This window comes from Streptomyces sp. NPDC088197 (genome assembly GCF_044741185.1).
Taxonomy (GTDB): domain Bacteria; phylum Actinomycetota; class Actinomycetes; order Streptomycetales; family Streptomycetaceae; genus Actinacidiphila.
In genome coordinates this window covers 213,339-232,369 of the sequence record NZ_JBIUSD010000013.1, presented here as the reverse complement: position 1 = coordinate 232,369, position 19,031 = coordinate 213,339, and the positions used below count along the sequence as shown (strand labels likewise).

The following is a 19,031-nucleotide window of genomic DNA, read 5'->3' as shown; positions in this document are numbered from 1 at the left end:
CTCCGTGCGGTGCAGTCCTAGACAGCTCCACCACACCGGAGGTCTTCGCCATGATCAAGCACCGGGACATGTCAACAACGCTCGTGATCAATACACCTAGGCCATGCCCGCGACAGCGGCGGGCCCGTCCCGGGCGGCGTATCACGGAGTGGAACCGCGGAACGTCCCCCATGCCCGGGTCTCTACACTTGGCAGGGTGATCTCCCGAATCGATCTGCGCGGTGCCGCCTTCCCCGAGGGCGGGATCGACCGCGACCTGCTGCCCCGAGCCGAGTTCGACGTGGAGGCGGCGCTGAACACCGTGCGGCCGATCTGCGAGGACGTGCGCCATCGCGGCACGGCGGCGGTCATCGAGTACGGAGAGCGGTTCGACGGCGTCAGGGTCGACCGGCTGCGGGTGCCCGTGCGGGCGCTGAGCGACGCGCTGGCCGCGCTCGACCCGGCCGTGCGCGCCGCGCTGGAGGAGTCGATCCGCCGCGCCCGCCTGGTCCACCGCGAACAGCGCCGCCAGGACGTCACCACACGGGTCGTGCCCGGCGGGACCGTCACCGAGAAGTGGCTGCCCGTCCAGCGCGTGGGCCTCTACGTGCCCGGCGGCCTCGCCGTCTACCCGTCGTCCGTCGTGATGAACGTCGTGCCCGCGCAGGAGGCCGGGGTCGAGGGCATCGCGGTGGCCTCCCCGCCGCAGAAGGACTTCGGCGGCTCCCCGCACCCCACCATCCTCGCCGCCTGCGCCCTGCTCGGCGTGACCGAGGTGTACGCCACCGGCGGCGCGCAGGCCGTCGCGATGTTCGCGTACGGCACCGACGAGTGCCGCCCGGTCAACCTCGTCACCGGCCCCGGCAACATCTACGTGGCCGCCGCCAAGCGCCTGCTCAAGGGCCGGATCGGCATCGACGCCGAGGCCGGGCCCACCGAGATCGCGATCCTCGCCGACGCCGCCGCCGACCCCGGCTACGTCGCCGCCGACCTGATCAGCCAGGCCGAGCACGACCCGCTCGCCGCCGCCGTCCTGGTCACCACCTCGCCCGAGCTGGCCGACGCGGTCGACAAGGAGCTGGAGGCCCAGGTCGAGGCCACCCGGCACACCCAGCGGATCACCGCCTCGCTCACCGGCCGCCAGTCGGCGACCGTGCTGGTCGACACCCTCGACCAGGGCCTGGAGGTGGTGGACGCCTACGCCGCCGAGCACCTGGAGATCCAGACCGAGGACGCCGCCGTCGTCGCGGCCCGCGTGCGCAACGCGGGCGCGATCTTCGTCGGCCCGCACGCCCCCGTCTCGCTCGGCGACTACTGCGCGGGCTCCAACCACGTCCTGCCCACCGGCGGCTGCGCCTGCCACTCCTCGGGCCTGTCCGTGCAGTCCTTCCTGCGCGGCATCCACGTCGTGGACTACACGCGCGACGCGCTCGCCGAGGTCGCCCACCACGTGGTGACGCTCGCCGAGGCCGAGGACCTGCCCGCGCACGGCGCCGCGGTCAAGGCCCGCTTCGGATGGGACCTCCCGTGACCGGCATCGACGACCTGCCCATCCGCGACGAACTGCGCGGCCAGTCCCCGTACGGCGCGCCCCAGCTCGACGTGCCGGTGCGGCTGAACACCAACGAGAACCCGTATCCGCTGCCCGACGCGCTGGTCGCCCGGATCGCCGAGCGCGTCACCGAGGCCGCCCGGCAGCTCAACCGCTACCCGGACCGGGACGCCGTCGAGCTGCGCACCGAGCTGGCCGCGTATCTGTCCAGGACCGCGGGCCACCGCGTGGGCAGCGACCAGGTGTGGGCGGCCAACGGCTCCAACGAGGTCATCCAGCAGCTCCTCCAGACCTTCGGCGGCCCCGGCAGGACCGCGATCGGCTTCGAGCCGTCGTACTCGATGCACGCGCTGATCTCGCGCGGCACCGGCACCGGCTGGATCTCCGGGCCGCGCGACGCGGAGTTCCGGATCGACGTGGACGCGGCGGTCCGCGAGATCCACCGCCGCCGCCCCGACGTGGTGTTCGTCTGCTCGCCCAACAATCCGACCGGTACGGCCGTGGACGCCGCGACCGTACTGGCGCTGTACGAGGCCGCGCAGGCTGCCAAGCCGTCGATGGTGGTGGTGGACGAGGCGTACGGCGAGTTCTCGCACCGCCCGTCGCTGCTGCCGCTGATCGAGGGCCGCCCGCACCTGGTGCTGACCCGCACCATGTCCAAGGCGTTCGGCGCCGCCGGGCTCCGGCTCGGCTATCTGGCGGCCGACCCCGCCGTGGTGGACGCGGTGCAGCTCGTCCGGCTGCCGTACCACCTGTCCTCGGTCACCCAGGCGACCGCGCTGGCCGCCCTGGAGCACACCGACACACTGCTCGGCTACGTCCAGCAGCTCAAGGACGAACGGGACCGGCTCGTCGCCGAGTTGACGGCGATCGGCTGCGCGGTCACCGAGTCCGACGCCAACTTCGTGCAGTTCGGCCGCTTCGCCGACAGCCACGCCGCCTGGCAGGCGATCCTCGACCACGGCGTCCTCGTCCGGGACAACGGCGTCCCCGGCTGGCTGCGGGTCTCCGCGGGCACCCCGGCGGAGAACGACGCGTTCCTCGACGCCGTCAGGACCGTGGTCAAGGAACACAGCGACCAGCAGCACATCAGGCACCACCGTACGGAGGAGTCCGCATGACCCGCGTGGGCCGCGTGGAGCGCAGCACCAAGGAGACGTCCGTCGTCGTCGAGATCGACCTGGACGGTACGGGACAGGTGGCCGTCTCCACCGGTGTGGGCTTCTACGACCACATGCTCGACCAGCTCGGCAGGCACGGCCTGTTCGACCTGTCGGTGAAGACCGAGGGCGACCTGCACATCGACACGCACCACACGATCGAGGACACCGCGCTCGCGCTCGGTGCCGCGTTCAAGCAGGCGCTCGGCGACAAGGTCGGCATCTACCGCTTCGGCAACTGCACGGTCCCGCTGGACGAATCCCTCGCCCAGGTGACCGTCGACCTGTCGGGCCGCCCCTACCTGGTGCACACCGAGCCGGAGAACATGGCGCCGATGATCGGCTCCTACGACACCACGATGACCCGGCACATCCTGGAGTCCTTCGTCGCCCAGGCGCAGATCGCGCTGCACGTCCACGTGCCGTACGGGCGCAACGCGCACCACATCGTGGAGTGCCAGTTCAAGGCGCTCGCCCGGGCGCTGCGCTACGCCAGCGAGCGCGACCCGCGCGCCGCCGGAATCCTGCCGTCGACCAAGGGCGCGCTATGAACACGTACTCGACCCTCTTCATCCTGCTCGGGCTCTTCCTCGCCGGAGGCGTCTACTCCTTCTGGCAGCAGAAGCAGTCCAAGAGCATGATCGCGGTCCTGGCCATCGGCTCCGTGATGGCGCTGGCGGCCGGGCTGCTCCAGCTCTAGCGGGAGGAGCCGACATGACTGGACTGAGGCACAAGAGCGTGGTCGTCCTCGACTACGGCTTCGGCAACGTCCGTTCGGCCGAGCGGGCGCTCGCGCGCGCCGGGGCCGAGGTGGAGATCACCGCCGACTTCGACCGGGCGATGAACGCCGACGGGCTGCTGGTGCCCGGCGTCGGCGCCTTCGCCGCCTGCATGGCGGGCCTGAAGGGCGTACGCGGCGACTGGATCGTCGGCCGCAGGCTGGCCGGCGGACGGCCGGTCATGGGCATCTGCGTCGGCATGCAGATCCTCTTCGCCCGCGGCATCGAGCACGGCGTGGAGACCGAAGGGCTCGACGAGTGGCCCGGCACGGTCGAGCCGCTGAAGGCGCCCGTCGTCCCGCACATGGGCTGGAACACCGTACGGCCGCCCGCCGACTCACGGCAGTTCGCGGGCCTGGACACCGACGCCCGCTTCTACTTCGTGCACTCCTACGCGGTGCGCGAGTGGGAATTCGACACGCACAACGCGGCGATCCGCGCGCCGAAGGTCACCTGGGCCACGCACGGCGAGCCGTTCGTGGCCGCGGTGGAGAACGGCGCGCTGTGGGCCACCCAGTTCCACCCGGAGAAATCCGGCGACGCGGGCGCCCAGTTGCTCACCAACTGGCTGGACACTCTCTAACGCGGTCTCACGCGTCAACCGCTCGACCCGTTAGACCCTCTCACTCGCCGCCCGGCCCCCTTCCACCGTCCGCTTTCACCTCCTCCCTTCTACGACGTAGGACGCACCCGATGAACAGGCTCGAACTCCTCCCCGCCGTCGACGTCCGGGACGGCCAGGCCGTACGCCTCGTGCACGGCGAGTCCGGATCCGAGACGTCCTACGGCGACCCGCACGCCGCCGCGCTGGCATGGCAGGCGGCGGGCGCGGAGTGGCTGCACCTGGTGGACCTCGACGCGGCCTTCGGCACCGGCGACAACCGGGCGCAGATCGCCGAGGTGGCCCGTTCGATGGACATCAAGGTCGAGCTGTCCGGCGGCATCCGCGACGACGACACGCTCGCCGCCGCGCTGGCCACCGGCTGCACCCGCGTCAACCTCGGCACGGCCGCGCTGGAGACCCCGGAGTGGGTCGCCAAGGTCATCGCCGAGCACGGCGACCGGATCGCGGTCGGCCTCGACGTGCGCGGCACCACGCTGCGCGGCCGGGGCTGGACCCGCGACGGCGGCGACCTCTACGAGACGCTGGCCCGGCTGGACTCCGAGGGCTGCGCGCGGTACGTCGTCACCGACATCGCCAAGGACGGTACGCTCCAGGGCCCCAACCTGGAACTGCTCGCCGGGGTCTGCGCCGCCACCGACCGGCCGGTCGTCGCGTCCGGCGGCGTCTCGTCCCTCGACGACCTGCGCGCCATCGCGACTCTCGTGCCGCGGGGTGTCGAAGGCGCGATTGTCGGAAAGGCGCTCTACGCCAAGGCGTTCACCTTGGAAGAAGCCCTGGAGGCGGTATCACGATGACGGAGACCCCCGCAGTACGGCGCGACCAGTCCGAAAGCCCGCTGGAGGAGACCATCGGTTTCGCCCGCGCCGTCGCGGCGGGGGACCTGGTCCTGGTGTCCGGCACGATGCCCCTCGTCGACGGCGAGGTGCGCGGCGAGGGCAGCCCGTACGAACAGGCCCTGCTCGCCTTCGGGAACGCGCTGGCGGCGATCGAGCCCTTCGGCCTCGGGCCCGACAGCGTGATCCGCACCCGCATGTACATGAGCCACGCCAGGGACGCCGACGACGTCGGGCGCGCCCACCGGGAGCTGTTCGGGGCCGTGCGGCCCGCCGCCACCATGGTCGTGGTGGCCGGTTTCATGGACTCCCGCGTCCTGGTCGAGGTGGAGATCGAAGCCTACCGAGGAGCCGGCAGATGACCCTCGCGGTCCGTGTCATCCCCTGCCTCGACGTGGACAACGGCCGCGTCGTGAAGGGCGTCAACTTCCGGAATCTGCGGGACGCGGGCGACCCGGTGGAGATGGCCAAGCTCTACGACGCCGAGGGCGCCGACGAGTTGACCTTCCTGGACATCACCGCCTCCTCCGGCGACCGGGAGACCACGTACGACGTCGTCCGCCGTACGGCCGAGCAGGTCTTCATCCCGCTCACCGTGGGCGGCGGTGTGCGGACGGTCACGGACGTGGACCTGCTGCTGCGCGCGGGCGCCGACAAGGTGGGCGTCAACACGGCGGCCATCGCCAGGCCCGAGCTGATCCGGGAGATCGCCGAGCGGTTCGGCCGGCAGGTGCTGGTGCTGTCGGTGGACGCGCGGCGCACCCCCTCGGGTTCCTTCGAGGTCACCACGCACGGCGGGCGGCGCGGCACCGGCATCGACGCGGTGGAGTGGGCGCAGCGCGCGGCCGAGCTGGGCGCGGGCGAGATCCTGCTCAACTCGATGGACGCGGACGGCACCAAGGACGGCTACGACACGGAGATGATCGCGGCCGTCCGCAAGCTGGTGACGGTCCCGGTGATCGCCTCCGGCGGCGCGGGCCGCCTCGCCGACTTCGCGCCCGCGGTGGCGGCGGGCGCCGACGCCGTACTGGCCGCGTCCGTCTTCCACTTCGGCGACCTGCGGATCGGCGAGGTCAAGACGGCGCTGCGGGAGGCCGGGCACCCGGTGCGCTGAGCACGGGGTTTCCGTCGGCCGCCGCCCTCCATGTGCGGCGGCTCCGCTTTTCGGCGACTCAGTCCTGGCGGCGGGTGCAGACCAGCGCCGCGAGGTCCGGCGCGAGCGGTATCTCCACCGAGCGCAGCGCCGGGTGCTCCAGCCAGTGCAGCCTGGCCGGATCGGGGCTGCCCTCGTGCAGCGGCGGCCATCTGTCGGCGGGCGTGAAGTCGTCCACGACGAGGACGCCGCCGGGCCGCAGCAGCTCCACGGGATCGGCCGCCTCGTCCCCCTTCCCCTGGCCGCCGCCGTCCAGGACCAGCAGGTCGAAGGGGCCGTGCGCGGCGATGTCCTTCCAGTCGCCGCATTCGACGGTGACCTGCGGCGCGAGGTCCGAGAACAGCCAGGCGGCCGTTTCCGCGCGCCCCGGATCGCGCTCGATGCTCACCGCGGTGGCGTCGTCCCGCATGCCCGTGACCAGCCAGCCGAGCCCCACTCCGAGTCCGGTACCGGTCTCGCCGATACGGGTGGCGCCCGCGGCGAGCGCGCGCAGCAGGCGGCCCTGCTCGGGGCGGCAGGAGTAGGGGAAGCCGAGCTGCTGTGCGGTGCGGGCGGCGCGTTCGACCAGCGGGGGCAGGTCGCCGGGGCCGCGGAGGTGCGCGCGGGTGCCGTCGAGTGACATGCCCGACATCCTGCCGGGGGCGCCCGGTCCACGGCCGGTGAACAGATGAGAAAGAGAAGTTGCGCAAATTAGATTGCGCAACTTTTCTTTCCTATCTAGGCTGGTGGTCGTGCCAGAAAAAGACGACGCCCTCCGGCCCCAGGCCCAGCGCATCACCGACCTCGACGCGCTGAAGGTCTTCACCCACCCGTTGCGCATCCAGCTCTACCGCCACCTGGTCACCTCGGGTGCCGCCACCGCCTCCCACCTGGCCGACCAGGTGGACGAGGCGGTGTCCCTGGTCAGCTACCACCTGCGCAAGCTCGCCGCCCACGGCTTCATCGTCGAGGCCCCCGAGAAGAGCACCGACGGCCGCGAGCGCTGGTGGAAGGTCTCCGCCGAGCGCGGCTTCTCCTTCCGCAGCGGGGACTTCACGGACCGGCCCGAGGGCGCAGCCGTCGTCAACGAGGTCACCAGGCAGCTCCTGGCCAGCCGCTACGAGCGGTACGAGCGCTACCTGGCCCAGCAGGCCGCCTGGGCGGGGGAGTGGACCGACGCCTCCTTCAGCTCCGAGTACATGCCGCGGCTCAGCGCCGCCGAACTCCACGAGATGGACGAGGAGATCACCGCGCTCATGCGCCGCTGGATCGACCGCGGCAAGGCGGCGGTCGAGGCGGGCGACACCGAGGGCCGGGAGCTGGTGGCCGTGCAGATGTACGGATTCCCGTTCCGGGAGTGACCGCGGAAGGCCCCTCAGACCGCGCCCGACCCGACGTCGAGACCAGAGGAGGGCCGCCACCATGACGGCGACCGCGATACCCGCAACACCGCACGGCAGGCCCGCGCACAAGGACGGGAACGTGCTGCGCTGGCTGATCGCGTACACCGCGTCCATGCTCGGCGACTGCGTCTACTTCCTCGCCCTCGGCTTCGCCGCCGCCAAGGTGGCGCCGCCGACGCAGGTGGGCCTGGTGATGGCGGTCGGCGCGGTGCCGCGCGCGGTGCTGATGCTCGGCGGGGGAGTGATCGCCGACCGGTTCGGGCCGCGCAAGGTGGTGATCGGGAGCGACGCGGTGCGCTGCGCGCTGATCCTCGGCGCCGCGGCGACGCTGGCGCTCTCCTCGCCCGGGCTGTGGCTGCTGGTCGTCGTCTCGCTGCTCTTCGGCGTCGTGGACGCGCTGTTCATGCCGGCCGTCGGCGCGCTGCCGCCGCGGATCGTCGCCGCCGACCAGCTCACCCGCTTGCAGGGCATGCGGTCCCTCACCATCCGCTTCGGCACCATCGTCGGACCGCCGGTCGGCGGCCTCGCGATGGGGCTCGGCGGCGCCACGGCCGCCTTCGCCCTGGCGGGCGCGCTCTTCGCGGTCTCCGTACCGCTGCTGATCGCCACCCGCATGAGCCCGCTGCCCGAGGCGCCCGCCGGGAGCGACGGGCCCGAGGAGGGCGCGAGCGCCTGGCGGGATCTGCTCGACGGACTGCGGTACGTCCGCCGCCACCGGCTCGTCGGCCCGCTGGTCCTGTCCGCCGCCATCTGCGAACTGGGCCTGGTCGGCCCGTTGAACGTCGGCATGATCCTGCTCGCCCAGCACCGCGGCTGGGGCTCGTCCGGCTACGGCTGGATCATCGCGGGCTTCGGCGCGGGCGCCGGGTGCGGCGCGCTGCTGCTGACCGTACGGGGCCGTCTGCCGCGGGCCGGGGCCGTCCAGATCGGCGCCCTGTTCGCGGGCGCCGCGGGCGTCGGCCTGATCGGCGTGGCGCCCTCGCCGGCCCTCGCGGTCGCCGTCGCCGCGCTGAGCGGCCTGTTCTGCGGCATCTGCGGCAGCCTCGCGTACGCCCTCATCCAGTCGGCGGCCGACCCCGGCTACCTCGGCCGCGTCACCTCGGTGATGAGCCTCAGCAGCTTCGGCCTCGCCCCCCTGGCCTACCCCCTCTTCGGCGCCGCCGTCGCCGCCTGGGGCCCGGCCCCCGTCTTCCTCACCAGCGCCGTCCTCACCATGACCGGAGGCGTCGTCGGCCTCGGCACCCCCGCGATCCGCACCGCGGAACTTCCCCGCGGGAAGCCGGCGCCGCGCCCGGCGGCGGACGTGACGGCTGCCGCCGAGCCGGTGACCGCGGGCCGGGACTGACGCCGAGAAAATGCTGTGACGTGCGCGGGGGCCTCCTGTTAGCTTCGCGCTCATGGACCCGCTCGGTGATGCAGAGATTCGCGGCTCGTTCGTCAATTGCTCCAAGGGGGAGGCGAAGCGGATCAGCCTGCCCAGGGATCTGGGCGACCTGCCGTGGAGCGACCTGGACTTCCTCGGCTGGCGCGACCCCGGCGCCCGCGACCGCGCCTATCTGGTGCGGCCCGGCGACGAACCCGTGGGCATCGTCCTGCGGATCGCCCCCGGCGCCCGGCGCAATCTGATGCGCAGCAGCCTCTGCTCCCTCTGCCTCACCGGCCACTCCGGCGGCGGCGTCGACCTCCTGGCGGCCCCGCTCGCGGGCGCCGCCGGCCGCCAGGGCAACACCGTCGCCCTCTACATGTGCGCCGACCTCGCCTGTTCCCTCTACGTCCGCGGCAAGAAGAGCTCCGTCCTGGTCAAGCGGCTCGAGGAGACCCTCACCCTCGACGAACAGATCGCCCGCACCCTCCGCAATCTCGACGGCTTCCTCGCCAAGGTCGTCGCCTAGCCGGACGAACGGCGGTGCGCCGGAGAAGCCGGGTCACGCGGTCGGCGTGAGGACGAGCCGGCGGCCCGGCTCGACGGGAGCCGTCCAGGCGCGCTCGACCTCGCAGAGGGATACGGCGTCGGCCGCGACGGAGAAGACTCCGGCCGTGAGCCGAGCGACCAGCGAAGGAAGTTCGGCGACGATGCCCGCGGCGGTGACGGAGCCCTGGCCGCTGCCCATGACGCGGAGGTTGGCGGCGTGCAGGACGAAGGACGGCAGGGTGATGTCGGGTCCGGCCGTGGAGCCGATCTGGATCCAGTCGAGGGTGGCGGCACGGTCGGTGCGGCGGGTGAGCAGCGCGGGGAGGGCCCGCTCGGTCGGCGCGCCCCAGGTGTAGTCGATCACGACGTCCACGTCCGCCGCGGCCTCGCCGAGCCGGTCGGCGGCCTCCTCGGGGTCGCCCGCGAGGCAGACCACGTCGGTGGCGCCGAGGCCGCCGAGCAGGGCGAGCCGGTCGGCGTCCCGCCCGGCGGCCACGACTCGCTCGGCGCCGAGGTGCCGGGCGATCTGGACGGCCATCTGCCCGGCGTTCCCCGTCGCGCCGAGCACCAGCACGCTCTGGCCCGCACGGAAGGAGATCCGGCGGCGCAGCGCGACCCACGAGGACAGGGCGGGGTTCATCGCCGCCGCGACGACCACCGGGTCGGCGTCCGCGGGCAGCGGTACGGCGCGCCGCGGGTCGACCAGCGCCCGCTCGGCCATGGTGCCGGGCACGTCGTCGTCGACCACGAAGTACACCGCGCTGCCGTCGGCCAGCCGCCCGACGCCGCCCCCGCCGCACCGTCCGCCGGAGCGCACGACGAACCGCCCGCGCACGCGGCTGACCTGGGAATCGTCGACGCTCTGGCGCAGCTCTCGTTCCTCGTGCAGAACGCGCTGGGGAAGGTCGCGGCCGAGTTGGGCCTGTCGGTCATCCAGCTGCGCCTGCTGGGCGTGCTCGGGGACCGGGAGCCGGGCATGCGGGAACTCGCCCGCCATCTGGAGCTGGACAAATCCAGCATCACCGGCCTGGTCGACCGGGCCGAGCGCCGCGGTCTGGTCCGCCGCACCCCCGCGCCGCACGACGGCCGCGCCGTGCAGGTGTCACTGACCGACGAGGGGCGGGCGGCGGCCCGTGCGCTGGAGGCCGACGCCGACCGGCGGATCCGGGCGCTCGCGGCCGGCCTCACCGACGAGCAGCGCGCCGCCCTGTCCGTGCTGGCGAGCGCTGTGGTGTCCGGCAACAGCGCGCTGTGAGAAGCCCAGGGTTGACGGGGCCGAGGGGCTGTCGCCCGCCGGGGCGGCGGACGTGCTGCCGCCTACCGCGTCACAGTCCGAGCTTCGCCGCGTACAGCCGTGCCACCGCGTCCTTGTCGCCGTCCACCTCGACCTCGGCGGCGTCCTGGCGGCCGAAGACGAAGATCGTCAGCTCGGACGGCTCACCGGTCACGGTCACCACGGGAGAGCCCTTGCGGGCGACGGCGGTCTGGCCGTTCGGACGGCGCAGCACCAGGCCGACCGGGGAGCGGCGGCCCGCGAGCCGGGCGGCACGCTCCAGCCGCGCCCACAGCGTGTCGGCGAAGACGGGGTCGATGGCACGCGGCGTCCAGTCGGGCGTGGCACGCCTGACGTCCTCGGCGTGGACGTAGAACTCGACGGTGTTGGAAGCCTCGTCCACCTGCTTGATGGTGAAGGGCGACATCCGCGGCGGCCCGGTCCTGATGAGCTGGATCAGCTCTTCGTACGGCTTTCGCGCGTACTCCTTGCGGACCCGTTCCGCACGGTCCTTGAGCTGCGGGATGACCAGCCCCGCCGCCGCGTCACCGCGCCGTTCGCGTACCACGACGTGCGCGGCCAGGTCGCGGGTGGACCAGCCCTCGCACAGCGTCGGGCCGTCGGGTCCTGACTGCTCCAGCAGATCGGCGAGGAGCAGACGTTCGCGCTGGGCATGTGTCGACATGACCCCAGATTAACGGCCCCTTGGCCGATACGTCCGCTCCCCGCCCCTGCCGCCCCCGTGAGGCGTCAGCCCAGCGGAGCGTAGAGCTTCTTGCTGTTGGTGCCGTTGTTGAGCGTGAGCGAGCAGGTCACCGTCTTGCGGCCCTGGAGCTCGTAGGTGGTCAGCTTCGGGAAGAGCGCGTACGGGTAGTACAGCCGCCCGTCCGCGGGAAGGTGCTTCTTGGCGTCGGCCGTGCACAGCTCCAGCGCCTTCGACTGGATCTCCGAGTCGGTGCTGAAGGTGCCGGACAGCGTCTCGTTGGCGACGACCTGGCCGTCGTGCGCGGAGCTGCACGACTTGGTGGTCACCGTGTCGACGGTCGGCGTGAGGGTCGGCGCGTCGAAGCACTTGCCCGGCGAGAGCACCACGTACGGCACGACCTTCTCGGTCGGGGTGATGCTCGGGAAGTCGGTGAACGGGTCGTCGGTCGGGGTGTCGAACGTCGGGGTGTCCGACGGCAGCGTGAAGCTGGGCGTCGGCTCCGTGAAGGACGGCATGGACGGCAGTCCTGACGGCAGACCGCTGATCGACGGCGTCGGCTTCGCGTCGTTCTTGCTGTCGCTGCCGCCGGAGACGGCGACCGCGGTGCCGATACCGCCGATCACCACGACCGCGGCTATCGCGATCAGCACATTGCGCTTGGTGTTGTTCGGCGGCGGCGGGGGCGGCGGGTAGCCGCCGGGGCCCTGCGGGTAGCCGTAGCCACCGGGCGGGGCGGGCGGTCCGGGCGGGCCCGGCTGGCCGTAGCCGCCCTGCTGACCGTAGCCCTGCTGGCCGTAAGGACCCGGCGCGGCCTGCGTCGGCTCCTGCGGATAACCGTAGTTCTGACCGCCGCCTTGTTGCGGATAGCCATAGCCGCCGTCAGCGGGCGGCGGGGGAGGAGGGGGGCCGAAGCCCTGCGGTGGCCCGAAACCGCCTCCTTGATCCGGAGGCGGCGGCGGTCCTTCTTGCGGCGGTGGTGGAAAACCCATGCAGGCAGGATGCCCCATACGGGTGACATGAGCGAGCGACAACCGGATGGTGGTCAACTCACTTGCCCTCTTTGCCGGTTATTGACCCTTTTCGAGTTCTTGATATTCGGCGGCAGAATGGTCACCATGCCCGCCACCGCACTCGACCCAGCAGTCGCCGCCCGCCTCAAGCGCACGGCCGACGGACTCGTACCCGCCATCGCCCAGCAATACGACACCGGTGAAGTGCTGATGCTGGGGTGGATGGACGACGAGGCCCTGCACCGCACCCTCACCACCGGCCGCTGCACCTACTGGAGCCGCAGCCGCCAGGAGTACTGGGTCAAGGGCGACACCTCGGGCCACGTCCAGCACGTCAAGTCCGTCGCGCTGGACTGCGACGGCGACACCCTGCTGGTGAAGGTCGACCAGGTCGGCGCCGCCTGCCACACCGGCGACCGCACGTGCTTCGACGCCGACGTGCTGCCGCTCGGCCAGCCGGTCCGCCCTTCGCCGTACCGGCCGCTCCCGGCGCCCGGCCGTGACCACTAATCTCGGCTCATGGACCTTGAGACCTTCCGCAAGCTGGCGGTCGACCGCCGGGTGATTCCCGTGACGCGCAGGCTGCTCGCCGACGGCGACACTCCGGTCGGGCTGTACCGCAAGCTCGCGGGGGAGCGGACGGGAACGTTCCTGCTGGAGTCGGCGGACGGAGGCACCTCCCAGGCCGAAGGCTCCGGGGGAGACCGTACGTGGTCGCGCTACTCCTTCGTCGGCGTCCGGTCGGCCGCCACGCTCACCGCGCGCGACGGCCAGGCGCACTGGCTCGGCACACCGCCGGTCGGCGTCCCGGTCGACGGCGACCCGCTGGAGGCGCTGCGCGTCACCGTCGACGCCCTGCACACCCCGCGCGACCTGGCGGCGGGGATGCCGCCCTTCACCGGCGGCATGGTCGGCTACCTCGGCTACGACATCGTGCGCCGCCTGGAGCGGATCGGCGAGCGGACCCGCGACGACCTGCGGCTGCCGGAACTGACCATGCTGCTCACCTCCGACCTCGCCGTCCTCGACCACTGGGACGGCACGGTCCTGCTGATCGCCAACGCGATCAACCACAACGACCGCGACACCGGGGTGGACGAGGCCCACGCGGACGCCGTCGCCCGCCTCGACGCCATGCAGGCCGACCTGGCCAAGCCGGTCGAATACGTCCCCGTCGAGCTGCCGCCGTCGGAACTGCCCGAATACACCGCCCTGTGGGGCGGCGCCGCCTATCAGCGCGCGGTCGACGACATCAAGGAACGTATCCGCGCGGGTGAGGCCTTCCAGGTCGTCCCCTCGCAGCGCTTCGAGACCCCGTGCACGGCCAGCGCGCTCGACGTCTACCGGGTCCTGCGGGCCACCAACCCCAGCCCGTACATGTACCTCTTCCGCTTCCCCGGCGGCGAGGGCGGCGACTTCGACGTCGTCGGCTCCAGCCCCGAGGCCCTGGTCAAGGTCGAGGACGGCCGCGCCATGGTCCACCCGATCGCGGGCACCCGCCCGCGCGGCGCCACCCCGCGACAGGACACCGCGCTCGCCGAGGAACTGCTGGCCGACCCCAAGGAACGCGCCGAGCACCTGATGCTGGTCGACCTCGGCCGCAACGACCTGGGCCGCGTCTGCGAACCCGGCAGCGTCGAGGTCGTCGACTTCATGTCCGTCGAGCGCTACTCCCACGTCATGCACATCGTCTCAACCGTCACCGGCCAGGTCGCCGAGGGCCGTACCGCCTTCGACGTGCTCACCGCCTGCTTCCCCGCGGGCACCCTCTCCGGCGCCCCCAAGCCGCGCGCCATGCAGATCATCGAGGAGCTGGAGCCGTCCCGGCGCGGTCTGTACGGCGGCTGCGTCGGCTACCTCGACTTCGCCGGTGACTCCGACACCGCCATCGCCATCCGTACGGCGCTGCTCCGCGACGGCACCGCCTACGTCCAGGCCGGGGCCGGTGTCGTCGCCGACAGCGATCCGGTGGCCGAGGACACCGAGTGCCGCAACAAGGCCGCCGCCGTCCTGCGCGCGGTGGCCACGGCCAACCGCCTGTGACGGTCGCCTTCCGGAGGCGGGCAGCCGGTCTTCGAGAGGCGTGAGCGACGAGCCACGACGCGCGTGCGCGTCGTGGCTCGTCGCGCGGTTCCTCGCGCCCTTGTGGGTGCCGTCAGCCCGCGAAGGCCGCCGTGCCGTTCGGCGTGCCGAGGCCCGTCGGGCCGTCGAAGCCGCTCACGCCGGTGCACAGGTACGAGCCGCCGCACGAGCCGTTCGAGCCGCCGGCCACGTCGTTGAGCGCGTCGGAGTGCGCGTAGGGGAACGAGGCGGGGTAGGACCCGGCCGAGGGCGCCCCCGCGAGGGCGTAGACGGCCGCGATCAGCGGCGACGAGGCGCTGGTGCCGCCGAAGACCTCCCAGCCGGTGTCCGAGCCGTACGTGTCGTGGACGGCGACGCCCGTCGCGGGGTCGGCGACCGCCGAGACGTCGGCGATGGTGCGCTTGCCGCAGTCGGCGTCCGTCTGCCAGGACGGCTTGGCGTCGTAGGAGGAGCAGCCGGAGCCGGTGCCCGTCCAGACGGACTCGGTCCAGCCGCGGCTGGAGGAGTCGCTGGTGAGCGAGGTGCCGCCGACCGCGGTGACGTATTGGGAGGCGGCCGGGTACTCGGCGCCGTAGCCGCTGTCACCGGCGCTGACGGTGATGGCGACACCGGGGTGGTCGAAGTACGAGCTGTCGTACGACGGGTCCGAGGAGGACTCGCCGCCGCCGTAGCTGTTGGAGACGTACTTCGCGCCCAGCGACACCGCGGTGTTGACGGACTCGCCCAGGTTGGTCATCGAGGAGTCGTCGGCCTCGACCAGGAGGATGTGGCAGTCGGGGCAGGCGGCGCTGACCATGTCGAGGTCGAGCGATATCTCCTCGGCCCAGCCCGCGTCGGCGCTCGGCAGCGAGGAGGCGCTGCCGGACTGGCCGACCTTCGAGAAGCAGCCGTTGTCGGTGGTGCAGGCGGGCAGGCCGTACGTGGAGCGGTAAGTGGCCAGATCCGCTTCGGCGTTGGGGTCGTCGTACGCGTCGACGATCGCCACGGTCGCGCCGGACCCGCCGGAGGAGGGCAGGGCGTACGCGCTCTGGAGATCGGCCGGGCCGAGGCCGGAGGGGGCCGCGGCCGGGTTCACCGAACCGGTGGACTTCTTGAGCGTGTTGACGCCCTGGGTGACCTTGAGCGCCTTGCACGCCATCACGTCCGGATGGGTGCTGACGGCGCAGGAGCGCGCGGTGCTGACGCCGTGCGCGGCGGGGGAGGCACCGGCGTACGGCGCCAGGGCCAGCCCCGACAGGGCCAGTCCGGCGGCGGCGGTGACCGCGAGCGCGGTGCGGCGGGCGGTGGGTGTGAGGGTGATCGAACGCAACTATTGCCTCCTGTGGGGGGTGAACCGGGGGCTTGTGGGATGCGTGACAGGTGGTGCCATTGGTGCGAGTTGACATCAGTGGGACGGCCGAGAACGTATGGTGACGAGCGCACGCCAACAAGGAGGGGGCTGGAAGCTATACCTCCGCTTTACTTGTGGCATAAGGGAGTTGGGCAAGGCATTGCCTGGTGCTGACCTCCCGGCAGGTGTGAAATCGAGTCGTCCCGGTGTGGTGTGCGACGGCCGTTCCGTACCGCTTCGGTACCATTCGGGACCGATCGCCACGGCGTGTTTTCAGCCGCGCGCCGCGACCCCCGGTCCGGCCGCCCGGTGGCCCCGCCGGACGGGCCGCCGCACCGACAGGCGATAGTGGTGGGGTGAGTGCCGTCCCTCAGCCCCGCGCTGACCAAGCCGTCGAGACCGAAGCCGCGACCGACCGCGAGACCGGGGTCGAACCCGGCCGGGCGACCGAAGCCGGGCCCGAACGCGGGACCGGCCCCGGTGCCGCGCCCTCGGCCGCGCGGCGCACCGCCACGCGCGTCCTCGCCGTCGCGCTCGCGTGCGGCGTGATCGGCGCCAGCGTCGTGCTGCTCGCGGCGGGCAAGACCTGGGCGCGCGGCACCGTCGCCTTCGGCCAGGGCACCCTCCCGGTGCACGCCACCGGCAGCCAGGCCACCGCGCTGCCCGGCGCGCTGGCCCTGGTCGGCCTGGCCGCGCTCGTCGCCGTCTTCGCCGTACGCCGGATCGGCCGCTACGTCGTCTCCGGGCTGCTCACGCTCTCCGGCCTCGGCGTGGTCGTCGTCGTGCTCGCCCGCCGCGCGGCCACCGGCGCCCTCAACGAACGGGCCGCCGCCGCGTCCGGCCTCACCCGCGCCACCGCGGGCCACACGAGCACCACTGGCTGGCCGCTGGTCGCCGTCGCGGGCGGCGTCCTGCTGCTCCTCGCGGGCCTGCTCGCACTGCGCTACGGCCACGCCTGGCCCGCGATGTCCAGCCGCTACGACCGGCCGGGCAGCCGCCCCTCGCTGCGCGGCCGTGCCGCCGCCGCGCCCGCGCCGATCGACCCCGACCGGGCCGAGGACCTGTGGAAGGCGCTGGACCGGGGCGAGGACCCCACGCAGGCCCCCGGCTGACCGGTCCCGCGCGTGCCGCGACCGCCCGTTCCACCCCCGTGCACGGCAACCCCGGAACACGCGCAACAATGGAAGACGAAGTCGGCGGCGAAAGGACGCCGCCGACCGAGAGGATTCAGGGAGCACTCATGGCGGTCCATCACGACCACGGCCACACCCCCGCCGCGTGGACCGGCTCGATCATCTCGTTCATCGGCTTCTGTGCCGGAGGCGTGTTCATGGTCGCCGCCCAGCCGGTCCCCTTCTGGGCGAGCATGGGCGTCATCCTGCTCGGCCCCGTCGTCGGCGGTGCGATGAAGCTCATGGGCCTGGGCAGCAAGGAGTCACCCGAGGTACGGGTCGCCCGCGCCCACGCCGCGCAGGAGGTCCGCACCCCGGAGGGGACGACGCACACGGAGTCGCCCGCTGAGGCGCCCGCCAGCGCCTGACCCCACCGGTCCCGCCCGCCGGGCGCAGCCGCCGACCTCCGGGTCCGCGCGCTGCGCCTTCGTGCGTCCGGGGGCAGAATCGGCGATGTGATTCACGACACAGCAGGTCGGGCCGCAGGCCGGGCCCCCGCGGCGGCGCGCGGGACGGCTCCCGGAGCGGCCCTCGGCGCCCTCTCGCGCGCCGCCGTACCGCTCGCCCTCCTCGGCGCGGTGGCGGGCGCCTTCGCGTACGTCGGCGCCGTCGACCCCAACACGCCCGGCCACTACCCGGCCTGCCCGCTGCTGCACTACACCGGGATCTACTGCCCCGGCTGCGGCGGCCTGCGCAGCGCCCACGCCGTCGCCCACGGCCACCTCGGCACGGCGCTGGGCTGCAACGCGCTCGCGGTGGCCGGATACGTCGTCTTCGCCGTCGTGTGGGCCGTCTGGTTCACCCGCAGGCTGCGCGGCAGACCGTTCGAACCCGTGCTGCGCCCGGTGTACGGGAAGGCGCTCCTCGCCCTGGCGCTGGTCTTCACCGTTGTCCGGAACCTGCCGTTCGGCGCGGCGCTGATCCCGTGACCCGCCCGCCTTCCGGGGCATGCTTGTCCAGGTGGTGGGACCGCGAATCCCCGGATGCGGGCGCTGCGCCCGGCGCCCGATACCATCGGAGTGTCGGTGGTTCCCACCATTGGCTTGATCATTTCGCTGTACGAACCCGGTCCGGAAGGGGAGCTCTCGCGTGAGTGTGCTCGACGAGATCATCGACGGAGTCCGCGCTGACCTCGCCGAGCGGCAGGCCCGCGTCACCCTCGACGAACTCAAGGAGCGGGCCACCAAGGCGCGCGACGCCAAGGACGGGGTGGCCGCCCTGCGCGGCGACAGCGTCAAGGTGATCTGCGAGGTCAAGCGGTCCAGCCCCTCCAAGGGCGCGCTGGCCGCCATCGCCGACCCCGCGGGGCTCGCCGCCGACTACGAGGCGGGCGGCGCCGCCGTCATCAGCGTCCTCACCGAGGAGCGGAAGTTCGGCGGCTCCCTCGCCGACCTCGAAGCGGTCCGCGCCAAGGTCGACATCCCGGTCCTGCGCAAGGACTTCATCGTCACCGCGTACCAGCTCTGGGAGGCCCGCGCCTACGGTGCCGACCTCGCCCTGCTGATCGTCTCCGCGCTCGACCAGGACGCCCTCGTCTCGCTCGTCGAGCGCGCCCAGTCGATCGGTCTCACCCCGATCGTCGAGGTGCACGACGAGGAGGAGGTCGAGCGGGCGGTGGACGCCGGGGCGAAGATCATCGGGGTCAACGCGCGTAATCTCAAGACCCTTGAGGTCGACCGCGGGAACTTCGCCCGCGTCGCGCCCGAGATTCCCGACCACATCGTGAAGATCGCCGAGTCCGGGGTGCGTGGTCCCCACGACCTGATCGCCTACGCCAATGACGGCGCCGACGCCGTGCTCGTGGGCGAGTCGCTCGTCACCGGGAAGGATCCGCGTGCCGCGGTCGCCGATCTTGTGGCTGCCGGCGCCCATCCCGCCCTCCGCTTCGGCCGCTAACCCCCCTCCGGGGGAGGGCCCCACACCCATTACGGTGCCCCGTCAGGGCGCGTGAGCCGCACCTCGCGGGGCGGTTCCCCGTCAAGGACGTGCCCCGTCAGGGGCGCGGGGAACTGCGCGGCCAGCCGCGACGCTCTCGCACGTCACCACCCGCCCCGGCGGGGCAGTTCGGTGGTGTCCGGATCAC

At 72.7% G+C, this 19,031-nt stretch carries 23 protein-coding genes; 18 read left to right on the top strand and 5 right to left on the bottom strand.

Annotation, left to right across the window (positions count from 1 at the left end):
- The first annotated feature begins 196 nt into the window (after window positions 1-196).
- From hisD to hisF, 8 genes are all read left to right on the top strand, one after another.
- Window positions 197-1,510 carry a histidinol dehydrogenase gene (hisD, locus tag ACIOC1_RS27565; protein WP_401856636.1) on the top strand — a complete coding sequence of 438 codons (1,314 nt, stop codon included), beginning with the start codon at window positions 197-199 and terminating at the stop codon, window positions 1,508-1,510.
- On the top strand, window positions 1,495-2,652 hold the full coding sequence (locus tag ACIOC1_RS27560; protein WP_355334055.1) for a histidinol-phosphate transaminase: 1,158 nt from the start codon (window positions 1,495-1,497) through the stop codon (window positions 2,650-2,652). Before hisD ends, ACIOC1_RS27560 begins: the two co-directional genes overlap by 16 nt.
- Window positions 2,649-3,242, top strand: a complete 594-nt coding sequence (gene hisB / locus ACIOC1_RS27555) for an imidazoleglycerol-phosphate dehydratase HisB (RefSeq protein ID WP_355334053.1) — start codon at window positions 2,649-2,651, stop codon at window positions 3,240-3,242. Before ACIOC1_RS27560 ends, hisB begins: the two co-directional genes overlap by 4 nt.
- The gene (locus ACIOC1_RS27550; protein ID WP_188280531.1) at window positions 3,239-3,391 is read left to right on the top strand and encodes a hypothetical protein; all 153 of its coding nucleotides are present in this window, start codon (window positions 3,239-3,241) and stop codon (window positions 3,389-3,391) included. The genes hisB and ACIOC1_RS27550 overlap by 4 nt, the downstream gene beginning before the upstream one ends.
- Window positions 3,392-3,405: 14 nt before the next feature.
- Window positions 3,406-4,053: an imidazole glycerol phosphate synthase subunit HisH gene (hisH, locus tag ACIOC1_RS27545; RefSeq protein ID WP_391044002.1), complete on the top strand. Its 648-nt coding sequence runs from the start codon at window positions 3,406-3,408 to the stop codon at window positions 4,051-4,053.
- Between the two features lie 110 nt (window positions 4,054-4,163).
- A complete protein-coding gene (gene priA, locus ACIOC1_RS27540) occupies window positions 4,164-4,889 on the top strand; it encodes a bifunctional 1-(5-phosphoribosyl)-5-((5-phosphoribosylamino)methylideneamino)imidazole-4-carboxamide isomerase/phosphoribosylanthranilate isomerase PriA (protein ID WP_391044004.1) in 726 nt (241 codons plus the stop codon).
- Complete coding sequence (locus tag ACIOC1_RS27535; RefSeq protein ID WP_355334043.1) at window positions 4,886-5,290, top strand: Rid family hydrolase; 405 nt, start codon at window positions 4,886-4,888, stop codon at window positions 5,288-5,290. The genes priA and ACIOC1_RS27535 overlap by 4 nt, the downstream gene beginning before the upstream one ends.
- Complete coding sequence (gene hisF / locus ACIOC1_RS27530) at window positions 5,287-6,042, top strand: imidazole glycerol phosphate synthase subunit HisF (protein WP_355334040.1); 756 nt, start codon at window positions 5,287-5,289, stop codon at window positions 6,040-6,042. Before ACIOC1_RS27535 ends, hisF begins: the two co-directional genes overlap by 4 nt.
- Window positions 6,043-6,100: 58 nt before the next feature.
- On the opposite strand, the gene ACIOC1_RS27525 is transcribed toward hisF, so the two are convergent.
- Window positions 6,101-6,703 (bottom strand): O-methyltransferase, encoded by a 603-nt coding sequence (locus ACIOC1_RS27525; RefSeq protein WP_401856635.1) that lies wholly within the window; start codon window positions 6,701-6,703, stop codon window positions 6,101-6,103.
- 109 nt (window positions 6,704-6,812) lie between these two features.
- On the opposite strand from ACIOC1_RS27525, the gene ACIOC1_RS27520 reads away from it, so the two are divergent.
- The 3 genes from ACIOC1_RS27520 to ACIOC1_RS27510 all read left to right on the top strand — a co-directional run bounded on the left by ACIOC1_RS27520 (window position 6,813) and on the right by ACIOC1_RS27510 (window position 9,355).
- On the top strand, window positions 6,813-7,421 hold the full coding sequence (locus tag ACIOC1_RS27520; protein ID WP_401856634.1) for a helix-turn-helix domain-containing protein: 609 nt from the start codon (window positions 6,813-6,815) through the stop codon (window positions 7,419-7,421).
- Between the two features lie 61 nt (window positions 7,422-7,482).
- On the top strand, window positions 7,483-8,808 hold the full coding sequence (locus ACIOC1_RS27515; RefSeq protein WP_401856633.1) for an MFS transporter: 1,326 nt from the start codon (window positions 7,483-7,485) through the stop codon (window positions 8,806-8,808).
- A gap of 52 nt (window positions 8,809-8,860) precedes the next feature.
- Window positions 8,861-9,355 (top strand): FBP domain-containing protein, encoded by a 495-nt coding sequence (locus ACIOC1_RS27510; protein WP_355334029.1) that lies wholly within the window; start codon window positions 8,861-8,863, stop codon window positions 9,353-9,355.
- A gap of 33 nt (window positions 9,356-9,388) precedes the next feature.
- On the opposite strand, the gene ACIOC1_RS27505 is transcribed toward ACIOC1_RS27510, so the two are convergent.
- The gene (locus tag ACIOC1_RS27505; RefSeq protein WP_401856632.1) at window positions 9,389-10,210 is read right to left on the bottom strand and encodes a zinc-binding dehydrogenase; all 822 of its coding nucleotides are present in this window, start codon (window positions 10,208-10,210) and stop codon (window positions 9,389-9,391) included.
- A 48-nt stretch (window positions 10,211-10,258) separates the two neighbouring features.
- Between ACIOC1_RS27505 and ACIOC1_RS27500 the strand changes: the two genes are divergently transcribed.
- Complete coding sequence (locus ACIOC1_RS27500) at window positions 10,259-10,630, top strand: MarR family winged helix-turn-helix transcriptional regulator (RefSeq protein WP_401856631.1); 372 nt, start codon at window positions 10,259-10,261, stop codon at window positions 10,628-10,630.
- Between the two features lie 70 nt (window positions 10,631-10,700).
- Here ACIOC1_RS27500 and ACIOC1_RS27495 read toward each other — a convergent pair whose 3' ends face one another.
- A complete protein-coding gene (locus tag ACIOC1_RS27495; RefSeq protein WP_355334023.1) occupies window positions 10,701-11,333 on the bottom strand; it encodes a TIGR03085 family metal-binding protein in 633 nt (210 codons plus the stop codon).
- Window positions 11,334-11,398: 65 nt separating this feature from the next.
- Window positions 11,399-12,343, bottom strand: coding sequence for a hypothetical protein (locus ACIOC1_RS27490; protein ID WP_355334020.1), 945 nt, complete (start codon window positions 12,341-12,343; stop codon window positions 11,399-11,401).
- Window positions 12,344-12,460: 117 nt separating this feature from the next.
- Between ACIOC1_RS27490 and hisI the strand changes: the two genes are divergently transcribed.
- Window positions 12,461-12,874, top strand: coding sequence for a phosphoribosyl-AMP cyclohydrolase (gene hisI, locus ACIOC1_RS27485; RefSeq protein WP_391044019.1), 414 nt, complete (start codon window positions 12,461-12,463; stop codon window positions 12,872-12,874).
- A 9-nt stretch (window positions 12,875-12,883) separates the two neighbouring features.
- Window positions 12,884-14,407 carry an anthranilate synthase component I gene (locus ACIOC1_RS27480; RefSeq protein WP_355334017.1) on the top strand — a complete coding sequence of 508 codons (1,524 nt, stop codon included), beginning with the start codon at window positions 12,884-12,886 and terminating at the stop codon, window positions 14,405-14,407.
- A gap of 112 nt (window positions 14,408-14,519) precedes the next feature.
- Here the strand turns inward: ACIOC1_RS27480 and ACIOC1_RS27475 are convergent, their stop codons facing one another.
- A complete protein-coding gene (locus ACIOC1_RS27475; protein WP_401856640.1) occupies window positions 14,520-15,746 on the bottom strand; it encodes a peptidase S8 in 1,227 nt (408 codons plus the stop codon).
- 386 nt (window positions 15,747-16,132) lie between these two features.
- On the opposite strand from ACIOC1_RS27475, the gene ACIOC1_RS27470 reads away from it, so the two are divergent.
- The 4 genes from ACIOC1_RS27470 (at window position 16,133) to trpC (ending at window position 18,844) form a co-directional block, all read left to right on the top strand.
- Complete coding sequence (locus ACIOC1_RS27470; protein WP_391159732.1) at window positions 16,133-16,888, top strand: TIGR02234 family membrane protein; 756 nt, start codon at window positions 16,133-16,135, stop codon at window positions 16,886-16,888.
- A 128-nt stretch (window positions 16,889-17,016) separates the two neighbouring features.
- A complete protein-coding gene (locus ACIOC1_RS27465) occupies window positions 17,017-17,316 on the top strand; it encodes an HGxxPAAW family protein (RefSeq protein WP_355334011.1) in 300 nt (99 codons plus the stop codon).
- An 87-nt stretch (window positions 17,317-17,403) separates the two neighbouring features.
- Complete coding sequence (locus ACIOC1_RS27460; RefSeq protein WP_401856630.1) at window positions 17,404-17,877, top strand: DUF2752 domain-containing protein; 474 nt, start codon at window positions 17,404-17,406, stop codon at window positions 17,875-17,877.
- Window positions 17,878-18,037: 160 nt separating this feature from the next.
- A complete protein-coding gene (trpC, locus tag ACIOC1_RS27455) occupies window positions 18,038-18,844 on the top strand; it encodes an indole-3-glycerol phosphate synthase TrpC (RefSeq protein ID WP_355334006.1) in 807 nt (268 codons plus the stop codon).
- Window positions 18,845-19,031 lie beyond the last annotated feature (187 nt).